14 protein-coding genes are annotated in these 15,164 nt (G+C 69.9%); 3 read left to right on the top strand and 11 right to left on the bottom strand.

What is annotated here, in order from left to right; genetic code table 11:
- Positions 1 to 16: 16 nt before the first annotated feature.
- From ACU6XJ_RS07605 to ACU6XJ_RS07630, 6 genes are all read right to left on the bottom strand, one after another.
- Positions 17 to 1,375, bottom strand: coding sequence for a cryptochrome/photolyase family protein (locus ACU6XJ_RS07605; RefSeq protein ID WP_476308017.1), 1,359 nt, complete (start codon positions 1,373 to 1,375; stop codon positions 17 to 19).
- Positions 1,376 to 1,453: 78 nt separating this feature from the next.
- Positions 1,454 to 1,606 (bottom strand): hypothetical protein, encoded by a 153-nt coding sequence (locus ACU6XJ_RS07610; protein ID WP_476308018.1) that lies wholly within the window; start codon positions 1,604 to 1,606, stop codon positions 1,454 to 1,456.
- A gap of 878 nt (positions 1,607 to 2,484) precedes the next feature.
- Positions 2,485 to 3,789: a citrate synthase gene (locus tag ACU6XJ_RS07615; RefSeq protein WP_476308020.1), complete on the bottom strand. Its 1,305-nt coding sequence runs from the start codon at positions 3,787 to 3,789 to the stop codon at positions 2,485 to 2,487.
- A 347-nt stretch (positions 3,790 to 4,136) separates the two neighbouring features.
- Complete coding sequence (locus ACU6XJ_RS07620; RefSeq protein ID WP_476308021.1) at positions 4,137 to 5,036, bottom strand: carbohydrate kinase family protein; 900 nt, start codon at positions 5,034 to 5,036, stop codon at positions 4,137 to 4,139.
- A 4-nt stretch (positions 5,037 to 5,040) separates the two neighbouring features.
- On the bottom strand, positions 5,041 to 5,943 hold the full coding sequence (locus ACU6XJ_RS07625; protein WP_476308023.1) for an aldose 1-epimerase family protein: 903 nt from the start codon (positions 5,941 to 5,943) through the stop codon (positions 5,041 to 5,043).
- The gene (locus ACU6XJ_RS07630; protein ID WP_476308025.1) at positions 5,940 to 7,337 is read right to left on the bottom strand and encodes an APC family permease; all 1,398 of its coding nucleotides are present in this window, start codon (positions 7,335 to 7,337) and stop codon (positions 5,940 to 5,942) included. Before ACU6XJ_RS07630 ends, ACU6XJ_RS07625 begins: the two co-directional genes overlap by 4 nt.
- A gap of 140 nt (positions 7,338 to 7,477) precedes the next feature.
- Between ACU6XJ_RS07630 and ACU6XJ_RS07635 the strand changes: the two genes are divergently transcribed.
- Entirely contained in the window at positions 7,478 to 8,119 is a 642-nt protein-coding gene (locus ACU6XJ_RS07635) for a hypothetical protein (RefSeq protein ID WP_476308026.1), read from the top strand.
- On the opposite strand, the gene ACU6XJ_RS07640 is transcribed toward ACU6XJ_RS07635, so the two are convergent.
- Together ACU6XJ_RS07640 and ACU6XJ_RS07645 are read right to left on the bottom strand one after the other, a co-directional pair.
- Positions 8,116 to 9,090, bottom strand: a complete 975-nt coding sequence (locus ACU6XJ_RS07640; protein ID WP_476308028.1) for a hypothetical protein — start codon at positions 9,088 to 9,090, stop codon at positions 8,116 to 8,118. The genes ACU6XJ_RS07635 and ACU6XJ_RS07640 overlap by 4 nt on opposite strands.
- Positions 9,087 to 9,965 carry an ABC transporter ATP-binding protein gene (locus ACU6XJ_RS07645; protein WP_476308030.1) on the bottom strand — a complete coding sequence of 293 codons (879 nt, stop codon included), beginning with the start codon at positions 9,963 to 9,965 and terminating at the stop codon, positions 9,087 to 9,089. The genes ACU6XJ_RS07640 and ACU6XJ_RS07645 overlap by 4 nt, the downstream gene beginning before the upstream one ends.
- Before the next feature lie 101 nt (positions 9,966 to 10,066).
- Here ACU6XJ_RS07645 and ACU6XJ_RS07650 point away from each other — a divergent pair, with 101 nt between their 5' ends.
- Together ACU6XJ_RS07650 and ACU6XJ_RS07655 are read left to right on the top strand one after the other, a co-directional pair.
- On the top strand, positions 10,067 to 10,939 hold the full coding sequence (locus tag ACU6XJ_RS07650; protein ID WP_476308031.1) for an arginase family protein: 873 nt from the start codon (positions 10,067 to 10,069) through the stop codon (positions 10,937 to 10,939).
- A gap of 92 nt (positions 10,940 to 11,031) precedes the next feature.
- Positions 11,032 to 11,538: a hypothetical protein gene (locus tag ACU6XJ_RS07655; protein ID WP_476308033.1), complete on the top strand. Its 507-nt coding sequence runs from the start codon at positions 11,032 to 11,034 to the stop codon at positions 11,536 to 11,538.
- Between the two features lies 1 nt (position 11,539).
- Here ACU6XJ_RS07655 and ACU6XJ_RS07660 read toward each other — a convergent pair whose 3' ends face one another.
- The 3 genes from ACU6XJ_RS07660 to ACU6XJ_RS07670 form a co-directional block, all read right to left on the bottom strand.
- Positions 11,540 to 12,838 carry a PrsW family intramembrane metalloprotease gene (locus ACU6XJ_RS07660; protein ID WP_476308034.1) on the bottom strand — a complete coding sequence of 433 codons (1,299 nt, stop codon included), beginning with the start codon at positions 12,836 to 12,838 and terminating at the stop codon, positions 11,540 to 11,542.
- A gap of 44 nt (positions 12,839 to 12,882) precedes the next feature.
- Entirely contained in the window at positions 12,883 to 13,818 is a 936-nt protein-coding gene (locus tag ACU6XJ_RS07665; RefSeq protein ID WP_476313839.1) for an esterase/lipase family protein, read from the bottom strand.
- A gap of 63 nt (positions 13,819 to 13,881) precedes the next feature.
- Positions 13,882 to 15,096: an MFS transporter gene (locus ACU6XJ_RS07670; protein WP_476313841.1), complete on the bottom strand. Its 1,215-nt coding sequence runs from the start codon at positions 15,094 to 15,096 to the stop codon at positions 13,882 to 13,884.
- Positions 15,097 to 15,164: the final 68 nt, after the last annotated feature.

Raw genomic sequence — 15,164 nt, forward strand, 5'->3', positions numbered from 1 at the left:
CCGAGCCCGCGGCCTGTCACTTGACGGCGTCGAAGCGGCTGAGCGCAACGCGACGTTCCGCCGCGTGGTCCACGATCGGTTCCGGGTAGCCGTTCGGTGCGCCGTCCGGCAGGGACCACGGGGTGTGCGCCTTCTTGCCGTCGACATCCGCCAATTCGTGGACGTAGCGGCGGACGTAGGCGCCGTCCGGGTCGAACTTCTCGCCCTGGCTGGTCGGGTTGAAGACCCGGAAGTAGGGCGCGGCGTCGGTGCCGCTGCCAGCGACCCACTGCCAGTTGTGCTGGTTGGAGGCGAGGTCGCCGTCCACCAGGTGCCGCATGAAGTGGCGGGCGCCCAGCCACCACGGCAGGTGCAGGTCCTTGACCAGGAAGCTCGCCACGATCATCCGCACGCGGTTGTGCATCCAGCCCTCGGCCAGTAGCTGACGCATGCCCGCGTCCACGATGGGGTAGCCGGTGCGGCCCTGCTGCCAGGCCGCCAGGTGCGCTCGCGCGCCTGAGCCGGTCTCGTACCGCATGGCGTCGAAGCGCCGGTCGTAGTTGGCGCGGGCGGTTTCCGGTCGGTGCCACAGCACGTCGGCGTAGAACTCGCGCCAGCACAGCTCACTGCGGAAGGTCTTGGCGCCTTCCCCGCCCGCGGCGGTCAGGTCGGCGAGCAGGGTGCGCGGGTGCACGCAGCCCCAGTGCAGGTAGGCGGACATCCTGCTGGTGCCCGCCAGATCCGGCCGGTCGCGGGCGTCGGCGTAGTCCCCGAGTGCCTCGTCCCGGAACCGCCGCCAGGCACGCAGCGCCGCCCGCTCCCCCGCCTCGGGCAGGTCGGCTTCCAACGGCTCGTCGTCCGGGATCGGTGCTTTGTCCTTTGTGGACGGCTCCAGCCACTCGGCGGAGTCGACCCCGGACTCCGCGGGCTGACGCCAGCCGTGTTCCACCCAGGCCCGGTAGAAGGGCGTGAACACGCGATAGGACTCGCCGTCATGTTTGCGGATGCGGCCCGGCGCCACCGCGTAGGGCGATCCGGTGCGGACCAGTTGCACGTCGCCGAGTTGCTTGGCGACCCGCTCATCGCGCTGCCTGCCGTAGGGCGCGTAGTCGGCGGAGATGTGCACGCTCTCCGCGCCGATCTCCCCCGCGATCCGCGGCACGACCTCCTCCGGATCGCCACGCACCACCAGCAGCCTGCCGCCCAACTGTTCGTCCAGCGCCCGCAGATTGCGGTAGAGGAAGTTGCGCCGCGCGATCCCCGAGGGCCGCAACAGCTTGTCGTCCAACACGAACAACGCCAGCACTCGCGAGCCCCGCTCCGCCGCGGCGAGAAGCGCCGGATGATCGCCGAGTCGAAGATCACGACGGAACCACAGGATCGAACTCTCGGCCACCTCCCGCACGCTACCGGTGGCCGCGCCCCGCCCCGGGAAGCGACCGGCGGGAGGCACCCGAAGGAGGAACGAAGACGGCTACCCCAACCCGCCCTGGACCACCGACACCGAACCGCGAAGGCGCTCCGTCCGCGACCGGACCCAGGAGGCGGCGGTGCCGGTCTCCACCACGCTGGTCTGCACCACTGACCTCGGCGCGCAGGCCTTGCCGCCCAACCCGCCGAACCCCAAATCGCGAAGCCAGTCGCAATGCCCCCAAACCCCCAAACCCCGCCCTACGCTGGAGATCGGGGGCTGCCGCATTCTCGTGCTCCCCACAGCGCCATCACGCTCCCCTGCGACGACATCATGCGCCCCTGGGTCGACATCATGACGACGCCGGTCGACACCATCGCATCCCACAGCGGCCGGTTATGCCTTTATCGCGCTGTGGGAAGAATTTCCGAACTTGCCGGACGACTTCGAAAGGTGGCTCCGCAGAGCCGCATCATGTTCCCCTGCGGGCGCATGATGACGTCCTGGGGGCGCATTATGACGCCGTGGGGAGGCAGCGAGGGTGAGGCGCCCCCAATTCACAGCCTAAGGGATTCGAGGTTGGGAGAGCCGGCTTCGCGGTGAGTGCGCGCGTCGGTCGGGGTGGCAAGACGCAGCGCCCAGTCCGGTCTGGTTGGAGCTCCGGTCCAGTCGGTCCGTCCAATCGGTCCGGTCCCGTCCGGTCGGTCGAGTCCGTCGGGTCCGTCCGGTCCGGTTGGGCCGGTCCGGTTGGGCCGGTTGGGCCGGTTGGGCCGGTCCGGTCCCGTCCGGTCCGTCGAGCCCGGCCCGTCGGTTTGGCCCGTCGGGTTTGGCCGTCAGGTTTGGCCCGTCAGGTTCGGCCCGTCAGGTTCGGTGCGTCAGGTTCGGTGCGTCGAGTCCGGTCCGGTTCGGTCGGGTCCGATTGGGTTGGTCCCGGTTGGGTTTGGTCCGTCGGGTCGCCGAGGGTGGTGAGTGCTCGCCGCGGCGGGCACTCACCCTTGGAAGGCAAGCCGACGATCATTGGCGCCAACGGTGATGGGTCAGCGGTTCTGAGCCGTCGGTTGTTGGAGGCGGGACCGGTGGGGGCGTGGGGTGGGTCAGCGCTCGGCGAGCGGGGTGTAGTTGCGTTCGGGTTCGCCGATGTAGAGCTGGCGGGGGCGGCCGATTTTGTTGGCCGGGTCCTTGATCATTTCGCGCCAGTGGGCGATCCAGCCGGGGAGGCGGCCGAGGGCGAAGAGGACGGTGAACATCTTGGTGGGGAAGCCCATGGCGCGGTAGATCAGGCCGGTGTAGAAGTCCACGTTGGGGTAGAGCTTCCGCTCGACGAAGTAGTCGTCGGCGAGGGCGCGCTCTTCGAGTTTCTTGGCGATTTCCAGTAGCTGGTCGTCACCGCCCAGTTTGGACAGGACCTCGTCGGCGGTCTTGCGGATGATCGCGGCGCGCGGGTCGTAGTTCTTGTAGACGCGGTGCCCGAAGCCCATCAGGCGGACACCGTCCTCTTTGTTCTTGACCTTGTTGACGAAGGAGTCCACGTCGCCGCCCTCGCGGCGGATGCGCTCCAGCATCTCCAGGACAGCCTGGTTGGCGCCGCCGTGGAGGGGGCCGAACAGGGCGTTGATGCCCGCGGAGATGCTGGCAAAGAGGTTGGCCTCCGAGGAGCCGACCAGGCGCACGGTCGAGGTCGAGCAGTTCTGCTCGTGGTCGGCGTGCAGGATGAACAGCAGGTCAAGCGCGCGGGCCTGTACCGGGTCGACCTCGTAGGGCTCGGCGGGGAAACCGAAGGTCAGGCGGAGGAAGTTCTCCACAAGACCGAGGGAGTTGTCCGGGTAGAGGAACGGCTGGCCGACCGACTTCTTGTAGGCGTAGGCCGCGATCGTGGGTAGCTTGGCCAGCAGCCGGATGGTGGAGATCTCGACGTGGTTCTCGTCGAAGGGGTTCAGGCTGTCCTGGTAGAAGGTCGACAGCGCGGACACCGCGGAGGACAGCACCGGCATCGGGTGCGCGTCGCGCGGGAAGCCGTCGAAGAAGCGCTTGAGGTCCTCGTGCAGCAGCGTGTGCCGGGAGATCTTGGCCCCGAATTCGTCCAGTTCGGACTGGGTCGGCAGGTGGCCGTAGATGAGCAGGAAGCTCGTCTCGATGAAGTTGGAGCGTTCGGCCAGTTGTTCGATGGGGTACCCGCGATACCGCAGGATGCCCGCGTCTCCGTCGATGTAGGTGATCTTCGACGAGCAGGAGGCCGTGTTCACGAAACCGGGGTCCAGCGTCACCATTCCGGTTTTGGCCAGCAGCTTGCCGAGGTCGATTCCTGGCGCGCCCTCGGTGGCGGGAAGCACGGTCATGTCGTGCTCGCCGCCGTCGTAGCGCAGCGCGACGGTACGTTTGTCAGTCGCCGCGTCCGGCATGTCGCCAATCCCTCTCACGCTCGGTTGGAGCAGTGGTCGCAGGCATATGCCCGGTTCTCGGGCTCAATGCGACCGCGGATCGGATTCCAAGCCGCAGCACCGCCCCATTGGGGTCCTGTTGGGCCCTCACGCTAGCTCGCAGCGCGCACCCTGCGCAGCACTGCTTGTACCCGCTGTGGCCAGGTGGGATAGGAGTCACACCGGCCCGGTGAGAGCGTGCGGGCACGCCGTGCGCGGACCGGTGACGACCCGACTGGGCCGACCGGTCCACTGCCGTCCACCTTATGCACGGAAGCCACCGGTCCTCAACGATTTGTGGTACCCGTTCACGTGCGCTGCGACACCCATCAGGACAGATCGGACGCCCAGGGCGGCTCGGCCCCCGCCCTCGAACAGGTGACACCCGCCGCGGTGACCGCGAATGCCAGCGCCGACGGCCAGTCCACCGCGTCCAGGTCGCCTCCCGCCCGGTGCAGCGCGGCCAACAGGGCCGCCGTGACGGTGTCCCCCGCCCCGATGGTGTCCACCACGTCGACAGGCGCCGACGGCATCGCGAACCGGCCCGCGGGCGTGACCGCCTCGATGCCGCGGCCACCCCTGGTGACCACCACCGCGGCAGGCCCTCGGTCCCGCCAGCCCTCGGCCAGCCGCAGCGGGTCGGCGTCCGGTTCGTCTGCCAACCAGCGGGCGTCCTCTTCGGACAGCTTCAGCAGCGTGACGTGCGGCAGCCACCCGGCGAACCGCTCGCGGTAGGCGTCGGCATCCGGAATGAGCACCGGCCGCACGTTCGGGTCGAGCACGGTGACCGCGCCTCGCGCGTGTTCCCGCCACAACACGGCCTCGTAGGCGCTCGCCCCCGGCTCCAACACCAGCGACAAGGTGCCGAAGCAGGCGATCCGAGCCGACTCGGGCAGCGGCCCGGGGTCGGCGAACAGCCGGTCCGCCGTGCCCTCGACCCGGAACTCGTACGAGGCGGAACCGTCCGCCCCGATCCCCACGGCGGCTGTCGTCGTCGGCTCGGACCCTCGCTGGATGAACGTCGTATCCACAGCGGACTCCGCGAGCCGCGCCATCAGCCGCGCGCCGAAATCGTCTGTGGACACCCGAGACAAGAACGCGGCGGGCACCCCGAGCCTGCCAAGGGCAACGGCCACATTGAACGGTCCGCCGCCCAGCAGCGCCCGCGGCTGTCCATCCATAGTGGACGGCACCAGGTCCACCAGTGCCTCACCCGCGACGACGATCACCGCGCTAGACCGGCTTCAAGCCCCAGGCAGCGGACCACGACTCGCCGGGGGCGAGGGCGATGAGGTCGGTGCCAGAGTTGAACGCGTCGGGCGGGCAGGTCATGGGTTCGATCGCCACCGCTCGGCCGCGGCCGGGGAAATCGTCCGCCGTGTAGACCTGCACCCAGCGGAACACCGGCTCCGCCCACAGTTCGATGCCGGTGCCGTCGGGGGCGAGCACGCTGTGCCGGACGAGTTGCTGGGGATCGGCCTCGTCCGGCACGCAGTCGCCGAAGGCCGTGTCCAGCCGCAGCCCGGACAGCTCGCGACCACCGCGGAAGTCGTACTCGGTGCCCTCCACCGGGCGCGGCGGGCCGGTGGGGAGCATCCGCTCGTCGACGTCCAGCACGCTGCCCGCCGCGAGCCGCAGCACACAGTCGTCGGTGGCGGCCCCGCCCACCCGCGGGTACGGGTGAGTGCCGACACCGAAGGGCACGGGCTCGGCGCCCAGGTTGTGCATGGTGTGCGTGACACGCAAACCGTGGTCGCTGAGCTCGTAGTTCACCGCGGACCGCACTGCAACCGGCCAGCCGGGCTGGGCGTTGACCGTGACAGCCAGCGTGACGGTCGACGGTCCGCGCTCCACGGGCTGCCAGGACAGGTGCCTGGCCAGGCCGTGGATGGCGTTGCCGCGGGCAGGCTCGGTCAACGCGAGCTGACCGGCCCGCCAGCGGCCGTCGGCGACCCGGTTCGGCCAGGGCACCAGCACAGCGCCCGCGCCGGACGGCGGGCGCTGTGCGGTGTCGTATGACTCCAGGAACGGCAGGCCGTCCCGCTCGAAGACCCGCAGTCCGGCGCCCACCTCGGTGGCCACCGCCCGGAACGGGCCGTAGCGGATCTCGAACTGCTCGCCGGTCGCGGGCCTCACTTGGACAGCTTCTCCGGGTCGAACTCCATGGTGTGCACCTCGTCGCGGCGCAGCCGGTGGTAGAGCCAGTTGAGGAACCACAGCGCGAGGCCGACCAGCAGCAGGATCGCCACGATGCGGTACCGCGCCTGCTGGTCGCTGGTCAGCGGAATGGCGAGGTAGGCGCTGGCGATGGCGCCCAGAATCGGCACCAGGGTCGGCGCCCGGAAGTGCTGGTGCTCGGCCTTGTCCTTGCGCAGCACCAGGACCGCGATGTTGACGATGGTGAACACGATCAGCAGCAGCAGGGCGGTGGTGCCGCCGAGCGCTTTGAGGTCGAAGAACGACACCAGCAGGATCGCGATGGCGGTGGTGAACAGGACCGCGATCCACGGAGTGCGGCGGGCGGGGTGCACCTGGCCGAGAACCTTGGGGATGATCCGCTCATTGGCCATGCCGTAGACGAGGCGGCTGGCCATCAGCATGTTGATCAACGCCGAGTTGACCACGGCGAACAAGCCGATGAAGGCGAAGACCTCCAGCGGGAACGAAGCCGAGCCTGCCTTCACCACCTCAAGCAACGCACCGCTCTTGACCTGCTTGAGGACCTCGGTGGGCACCAGCATCGAGGACAGCACGGCGACGATCACGTAGATCAGCCCGGCCAGCGCCATGCCGGTCAGCATGGCCTTGGGGAAGATCTTGGTCGGGTTCTTGGTCTCCTCGGCCATGTTGACCGAGTCCTCGAAGCCGACCATGGCGAAGAAGGCGAGGCTGGTCGCCGCGGTGATGGCCAGCAGGAACGTGTTGTCGGCGGTGTTGACCTCGGTGAGCCTGCTCGCATCACCCCTGCCCTGGAGCACCCCGAAGAGGCCGACCCCGATCACGATCAGCAGGCCGGACAGCTCGATGCAGGTGAGCACCAGGTTGGCCTTCATCGACTCGGCGACGCCGCGGAAGTTGATCACCGCGAGCAGCACGATGAACGCGATGGCCGCGAGCTTCGGGTCGACGTCGACGAATTGCTGGAGGTAGGTCGAGCCGAAAGCGGTGGCGGCGGAGGAGGCCGAGGTCAGGCCGGAGCACATCACCACGAAGGCGACCAGGAAGGTGAAGAAGGGAACGCCGAACGCCTTGTTGGTGTACAGCGCGGCGCCTGCGGCTCTCGGGTACTTGCCGACTAGTTCCAGGTAGCTGCACGCGGTGAGGATCGCGACCGCGAACGCCAGCAGGAACGGCAGCCACAGCGCACCGCCGATCTGGCCGGACACGTCGCCCATCAGGGCATAGATCCCGGTGCCGAGGATGTCCCCGATCACGAAGAACAGCAGCAGCTTGGGCCCGATGGCCCGCTTCAGCTCCGGCTGTTTGTCGTTTGCCGCGGCGGGCCCCGCGGCTGTCGTCTCGCTCGCCATGGTCGTGCAGTCTGCCCTGTCACCCAGCGTGTGGTCAGGGGGTTGGGTGTTTTCGCCGCAAAGATCGCCCGTTCACGCGGACAGGGCGACCTTCACCGAACCGCACTCGGGCGGCGCCGGCTTGTGCTGAGATGACCGGCATGGGCAAGCGCGTCATCTCGATCACCCTGCTGGTCTGCATGCTCGCGGTCGCGGGCTGCGCGACGCCGCCGGAACCGCCGTTGACCGCGGGCAGCGCGCCAAGGCTCGACCCGGACGCCGTCGCCTACGACGACCTGGACTTCCAGACGGACCAGAAGCCGGTGTTCGACAACACCTGCGAGGGGCTGCCGCCGAACCTGCGTGAGCTGCTCGGGCTGGCCGGCAAGCCGATCACCACCTCGGTCGGTGGCTGCTACGCCAAGGAGCCGTGGGGCGATCTCAACATCGACCAGTACGGACCGGCCCGGCGCAAGTCCGACCAGAAGACCTTCGCCGACTACTGGAACTCGGGCGTCGGCACCTACTTCCACCGCTCGATCCTCTTCGACCGGTACTACGCCCTGACCGTGATCGGTGGCTACGTCAACCACGAGTGCTCGATCTACGTCGACGTCGGCTACATCGGGCCGTTCGTGGTGACCGCGCAGGCCAACCTGGACGAGACCAGCCAACTGTCGTCCCAGGACCGCGACATGCCGATGGAGGATGTCCAGCAGCGGTTCTGCCCGCACGCGAAGGACACGGTGGACAAGTTGCTGCCCGTCATCGACCCCGACGGCGGCAGCCGCCGGACCGACTAGCCCGCGTCTCGCTTGGCCAGTCTGCTGACGCCCACGGCGAGCAGTACCAGCCACAGCACCAGGGCGACGATCGCCTGGAGGCCGCCGCCCTGGCCCGCGTACCAGAAGGTCGGCTCCAGCGGGTAGATGAAGCCGAAGTACTCGGGCATCCCCACCCGCAGGAACATCAGCATCGGGGCGACCAGGAAGTAGACCGTCAGCGCGCCCGCGGTGTTGGGCACCAGCAGCGCGACGGTGAGCGCGGACAGCAGCACCAGGCCGGTGCCGAGGCAGACGACGCCGAGCAGCCAGAACGGCCGGGTGCCCAGCAGGTAGTTGTGGTGCAGCGCGTTGGCCCTGGACTCCACCAGCAGCGGGTAGATCAGATACGTCAGCAGCACCGTGCCGAGCCAGAGCAGCAGGAGCACGCTCGTCTGACCGGCGAAGTACCGCATTCGGGACGGCTGCACCAACAGCGTGGGCTGCACGCTCTTGTACTGCCACTCCCCCGCCACCAGCTTGATGACCGCGGCGAAGAAGAGCAGTTGGCCAAGCTGCATGGAGATCAGCAGCCCGCTGGTCTCCTTCTCGATGGTGCCCATCGAACTCGCGGGCAGCGTCGTGAGCAGGAACAGCGCCAGCAGCAACAGCGGGGCCATCGCCATCACCAGGCGGTCGGAGAGGGTGCCGAAGAGCTTCTTCAGCTCCACCAGCACCACGCTGACGAACCCGGTGCGCTTGGCCGCGCGCACGGACCACGGGGTGTTGACCGGCGCGGCCTGGCCGACCGGCGGCGCGACCTGCGGCGGGAGACCGGCGCGGGGCTGCGGTCCGGTCGGCGGGCCTGGCTGCTGCGCCGGGTACCCGTGCGGACCGGACGAAGGCGGATACGGCATCGGCGGGCGCATGCCCGGCTGGGGACCCGTCTGCGGACCAGGGCCCTGCGGGTACGGGCTCGGGTGGGCGCCCGGCTGCGGCCAACCCTGGGTCATGTCCTGGCACCTCCGGTCAGCCGGAAGAACAGGTCTTCCAGGCTCATCTGCTCCGGCCGCAGTCCCAGCAGCGGGATTCCCGCGCGGAAGGTCACCTCGGAGACGAACTCGACGGGCGCGTGCGCGGCCAAGTGCCCGTCGATGCCCGGCTGCACCACGATCCCGGCCTCCAGCAGCACCTTGCCCAGCTGCGGCATGTCCGCCGCCCGCACCAGACAGCGCTGTGAGGCGGTCAGATGCGCCAGCGGGCCGTCGGCGAGGATGCGGCCGTTGCCGATCACCAGCACCCTGTCCGCGGTCTGGTCCACTTCGGACAGGACGTGGCTGGACAGGAACACCGTGCCGCCCCGCGCCGCGTGCCCGCGGAGCAGGTTGCGCACGGAGCGGATGCCGTCCGGGTCGAGGCCGTTGATCGGCTCGTCCAGCACCAGCAGCGGCGGGTCGGTCAGCAGGGCGTGCGCCAGGCCGAGGCGCTGCCGCATGCCGAGGCTGTACTTGCCGATCCTGCGGGTGGCCGCGTCGGAGAGGCCCACCATCTCCAGCACCTCGTCGGCACGCCGGGCGGGCACGCCCGCCAGGGTGGCTGCCATCCGCAGGTGCGAGCGCCCGGACCGGCCGGGGTGCACGGCGGCGGCGTCGAGCAGCACGCCCGCGACGTGGGCCGGGTTGGGCCACTTCGGGTACGGCCTGCCCGCGACGGTGGAGTGTCCCGCGGTGGGCACGGTGAGCCCGCTGATCATGCGCAGGGTGGTGGATTTGCCCGCGCCGTTGGGACCGAGGAAGGCCGTGACGGTGCCCGGTTGGAGTTCGAAGCCGACCTGGTCCACCACCTTGCGGCCGTCATAGACCTTGGTGAGACCCCACGCACTGAGCACGGCCGTCACATTAGCCAAGCCGTGGTGATCCGCAGGGCGGTTTGGCAAAGGTTCGCCCGGCGGGGCGTTCTCGTAACTTGTGTTTCGCTTATGATGGTTATATGCGCGAACTCGTCATCGTGGACGCCCCGTCGAATCTGGGGCTGCGACCGCCGCCGCGTGGCGGGGAACCGGGCTGTTCGAAGGCGCCGGGCGCACTGCGCCGGGCGGGACTGGTCGAGCGTGTGGGCGCGCGGGACGGCGGGACGGTGGTGCCGCCCGCCTACGACTGGGAAGCCTGGCCCGAGGGCGCCACCCGGCACGTGCCGCCGATCGCGGAGTACTCGCGGGCGTTGGCGGACCGGCTGGACGCGTTGTGGGCCGACGGTGCCTTCCCGGTGTTGCTCGGCGGCGATTGCAGCATCCTGTTCGGGCCCGCACTGGCCCTGCACCGCGCGTCCGGCACCTACGGCATCGCCTACCTGGACGGGCACAGCGACTACCGCCACCCCGGCAACTCCACGCGAATGGGAGCCGCTGCCGGTGAGGGCGTGGCGATCCTGACCGGCCGCGGCCACCCCGGGCTGACCGGGCTCGGCGATCCCCTGATCCGGCCGGAACACCTTGTGGTGCTGGGCATCCGCGACTACGACGAAGGCCTGCCCGAACTTCACGCGGCGGGCATCCCGGTGGAGACCGCGGGGCAGATCGACACGGGCACCGCCGATCGAGCACTGTCCGGATTGGATGGCTTGGACGGCTTCTGGCTGCACGTCGATGTGGACGTGCTCGACCCGTCGATCATGCCCGCGGTGGACTCGCCCGACCCCGGCGGCATCCCGGCCGACCGGCTCACCGAGCTGATCACCCGCCTCGCCGCCGCACCCGGCTGCCTCGGGCTCAACGTGGCGATCTACGACCCGGACCTGGACGCGGACGGAAATTGTGCCCGGACGATAGTCGACGTCCTGGGCAATGCCTTTCCGCGCGCCTGAACGGATTCGACCAGGATCTTTGGGCGGTTTGCCGGTAACGGTTCCTTATGCTCGGGGCACGTCACCGACCCGATTCGCACCTGGGGGAATCCATGTCGTTAGGCCGTCGTCTCGCCTGGCTGTCCGGCGCCGCAACGCTGATCGCCACCACGCTCGTCGCCCTCGCCGTGCTGCCCGCGCAAGCGTGCAGCTGCTTCCCGGGGGACAACGAGACGATCCGGTACAACAGAGCGCAGCACGTCTTCACCGGGCTGGTGCTGAACAAGAAGGTCGACGAGGGCGACCCTGCGTCGCCGCATGACGACAAGTACCGGTACACGGTGCTGGTCGAGAAGGTCTACAAGGGCGATGTGCACGCCGCCACGCAGGTGCTCACCCCGGTGCACGGCTCGCTCTGCGGTATCGAGCTGAACACCAGGACGTCCTACCTGATCTTCGCCTCCGGCGACGCGAGCGACCGGGCCGTGGAGACCGGGCTGTGCAGCGGAACCCGGCTCGCCTCGGGCGGACCGCCGGTGACGACCCTGCCCACCACGCCACCCACCACGGCCTCGCCGACGCCGACCTGCACCACGATGCCGACGCCGACCACGACCTGAGCTACCAGCGCGGCGGCTGGCCGTGCTGCGGCGGGTGCTGCCATCCCTGCTGGGCGTACTGCGGGGGTGGCTGCACCTGCGCGGCGTGCGCCCAGCCGCCCGCGGGCTGGTAGGCGGGCGGCAGCGCGGCGGAGACGTTGATCGCCGCGGCCCTCGCCCCGGCCAGCGCGTGCACCAGTTCGTTGTGCCAGTGCTGGGCCTCCGGGCCGACCGCGCCGCGGTGGATCCTGGCGCGCAGGAAGGCCAGTTCGGTGGCCGCCGCCTGATACGCCGTCACCGCCTTCGCCGCCGCCTTGCCCATCCTGGCGCCCGCCGCCCGGCGCCACTGCTTGCGGCCCTTGAGGTCCGCCAGCAGCGCGACCTCCTGCGGCGCGATCCAACCCGCGTTGGCGAAGCCCGGCAGTTCGTTGGCGAGCACTCGCTGTTCCCGCCGCCGCTGCCAGAGCACCACGGCGACCATGGCGCCGAACAGCGGCACCATGATCAGGATGTAGACGCCGACGAACGCCTCGAAGCCGATGGTGGCGGAGAAGTTCCACATCATGTGCAGCAGCACCGCGAGCACGTAGCCCGCGACCGGCGCGGCGAACCGGGTGAGTCCGTGCCGGGCGTTGGCCGCGATGCCGACGCCGATGCCGGTCATGGCGGTGAACAGCGGATGCGCGAACGGCGACAGCACGCCGCGCATCAGCAGGATCAGCACCACTCCGCCGCTGGTGCCGCTGTCGGCCGCCTCCTGGAGGGCGCGGCCGAAGTAGAGGATGTTCTCGGTGAACGCGAAACCCGCCGCGGTGAGCCCCGCGTAGACCAGCCCGTCCACGATCCCGTCCAGCTCACGGCGGCGGAAGATCAGCAGCCCGAGCAGGAACAGGCCCTTGGCGCCCTCCTCCACGATCGGCGCGGAGATCACCGAGCCGATCACGTCGCCCGCCCCCTCGCCCGCGCTGATCTCCGCGACGATGGAGGCGCTGGTGTTGATCAGCAGCGCGACGAGCGCGGAGAACCCGGCGCCCCACAGGAAGGCCAGCCGCAGCAGCGAGGGCGGCTCCGGCTCCCAGCGGTCGATCCACAGGAACGCGGCCACCACGGGGACGACCGGGAGCATCGCGGCCAGTGCGGCGATGACCACGGTGACCACGCCGACCTCGAAGGCGACGGTGCCCACGACCAGCAGGGCGCAGAACGCCAGCGCGGCGACCCCCAGCACCGGGGCCAGCACGCCGCGGCGCTGCGCTTGCGCGTGGGAGACGAAATGCGGCGGTGGGCCTGCGGGGATCGGCCCGTGCGGGTACTGGCTCACGGCTAGAGCCTAGAGCTCTCCCGTCGCCCAGCGCGTCGAAATGCTCAACCTTGTGCGTAGTCCCGCAGCGGCGGTTCGGCGGGCACGTTGCGCACCGGATGAGTCGCGGCAGTGAGCACCACCGCCGCCCCGCCGAGCACGGTTTTCGGCTCCGGCACCCGCAGCACCCCGGGCGTCAGCAACTCGGCGCAGGAGGGCGCCGCCCGAGCCGGGTCGGCGGGCCCCGGATGGTTCAAGGCGTCCACCACCAGCCGCCACACCACCGCGTCGACCAGCAACTGGAGGTGCTCGACCGGCCTGGCCGCGCACACGTCCTGCACGGCGATGTTGCTCGCACCGTCCACAGCGGACCGTCCGTAGGGCTGCACGATCTCGTCGGTGGCGGAGTAGATCGAGGTGACATCCACCGGGCCGGGGGTCTCGTCGTCACGGTTGACCGCAGCGATGAACGCGGCGTCGCTGCGGAGCTGCCAGATCGCGGCCGGGCAGCCGATCGGCAACGCGCACAGCGTGTCGGCCTGCACAATGCCGTGGTTCGGTCCGCCGAGCATGATCTGGTCCTCGGTCAGCCGCCGCACGTCCGGCCACCACTTCACCGACCAGCGCTGCTGGAGGGCGCCCTGGCTGTGGCCGATGGTGTCGACCTTGCGGCCGGTGCGCGCGGCGATATCGCGCACGGCGTGCACCACGTACTCCGAGGACCGCTGGATGTCGACCAGCGAGCGCTCGGGCAGCGTCACCGTGCACACATCGCGGCCGATGCCTGTCAGCGCGTGCCGGTAGCTCAAGTCCCAGTAACCCTCCGGTGCGCTGAAGGTGCCGTGCACCAGCAGCACCGTGTTGGCCTGCGGATGTCGCACCGGCCCGCATTCCAGCGCGGCCGCCATCGCGGCGGCGGGCTCGGTCAGCGGTGGACCGTTAGCTGCTTGGGCGGTCGGTGCGGCCAGGATGCACACGATCGCTGCGGTGAGCAGCCTCATCAGCACGAACGCCACCCTGGCACGGCCGGGTCGATCAGCCCAGCAAGATCATCCGGGCGGGTGTCACCGAGGTCGGTACCGCCAGAACGCCGGGATCAGGAGCACCGCCACCAGCGTGAAGACGATCACCAGCAGACCACCGCCGCTCGCCGCGATGGCGGTGCCGACCACCGCCGCGGTGGAGCCGTGCAGCACGTCGGCCAGCCGTGGGCCGCCGTTGACCACCACGATGAACGCGCCTTGAATGCGGCCCCGCATCTCGTCGGTGGCCGCCTCCTGCAGCATCGCGCTGCGGAACACCATGCTCACCATGTCCGCCGCGCCCGCCAGCGCGAGGAAGAACACCGCCCACGGCAGCGAGCCCGCCAACCCGAAGCCGAAGATCGCCAGGCCCCAGGCGCCGACCGCCACCGTGACCGCGACGCCGTGCCGTCGGATGCGGCTGGACCAGCCCGAGAGCAGCCCGCACAGGAAGGCGCCCAAGGGGATGGCCGCGAACAGCAGGCCGAGCGCAACACCGCCGCCCGCCGGATCGCCGAAGGTGCGCTCGGCCATCTCCGGATACAGCGCCCTGGGCATGCCGAACACCATCGCGATCATGTCCACCAGGAACGAGGCCAGCAGCACCTTCTGCGTGACCAGGTACCGGAACCCGGCGAACACATCGCGCAGGCCCGCCCGCGTCGGCGCGCCCGCGAGCGGTGGGATGGGCGGCAGCTTCCACACCGCCCACAGCATCGCCAGCAGCGCCAGCGCGTCGATCAGGTACAGCGTGGACAGACCGATCAGCGGCAGCGCGGCACCGGCCACCATCGGTCCGAGCACCGACCCGACCATGAACATCGTGCTGTTCAGCGCGGCCGCGGCGGGCAGTTGTTCCGCGGGCACCAGCCGGGCCACCGAGGCGTTGCGGGCCGGGGCGTTCATCGCGAACAGGCTCTGCTGCACCGCGAACAGCGACAGCACCAGCCACACGCTGCCGATGCCCAACGCGGCCTGCGCCCAGAACAGCAGGAGCAGCAGCGCGGTGCCCGCGTTGGTGAACAGCAGCAGCTTGCGGCGGTCCATCACATCGGCGACCGCGCCGCCCCACAGGCCGAAGACCAGCAGCGGGACCAGCGCGAACACCCCCGCCAGGCCGACGTAGGCGGAGGAGTGGGTGAGGTCGTAGATCTGCTTGGGCACCGCGACCACGGTGAACTGAGCGCCGACGGTGCTGACCACGCCGGAGATCCACAGCCTGCGGTAGGCGGGCACCCGCAGCGGGCGGGTGTCCATCAGCAGACCGGCGAGTCCCCGGCGCGGCTGGTCTTCGGGAGTCGGCGGGGCGGCCTGCTGAGTCACAG

It is taken from the genome of Actinorectispora metalli (assembly GCF_056323685.1).

Excerpts from the sequence above, each read along its gene's own strand:
- ACU6XJ_RS07665 (WP_476313839.1), bottom strand. The coding sequence starts at position 13,818 with ATGAGGCTGCTCACCGCAGCGATCGTGTGCATCCTGGCCGCACCGACC.
- ACU6XJ_RS07615 (WP_476308020.1), bottom strand. The coding sequence starts at position 3,789 with ATGCCGGACGCGGCGACTGACAAACGTACCGTCGCGCTGCGCTACGAC.
- ACU6XJ_RS07640 (WP_476308028.1), bottom strand. The coding sequence starts at position 9,090 with ATGACCCAGGGTTGGCCGCAGCCGGGCGCCCACCCGAGCCCGTACCCG.
- ACU6XJ_RS07650 (WP_476308031.1), top strand. The coding sequence starts at position 10,067 with ATGCGCGAACTCGTCATCGTGGACGCCCCGTCGAATCTGGGGCTGCGA.
- ACU6XJ_RS07655 (WP_476308033.1), top strand. The coding sequence starts at position 11,032 with ATGTCGTTAGGCCGTCGTCTCGCCTGGCTGTCCGGCGCCGCAACGCTG.
- ACU6XJ_RS07670 (WP_476313841.1), bottom strand. The coding sequence starts at position 15,096 with ATGGACACCCGCCCGCTGCGGGTGCCCGCCTACCGCAGGCTGTGGATC.
- ACU6XJ_RS07635 (WP_476308026.1), top strand. The coding sequence starts at position 7,478 with ATGGGCAAGCGCGTCATCTCGATCACCCTGCTGGTCTGCATGCTCGCG.
- ACU6XJ_RS07630 (WP_476308025.1), bottom strand. The coding sequence starts at position 7,337 with ATGGCGAGCGAGACGACAGCCGCGGGGCCCGCCGCGGCAAACGACAAA.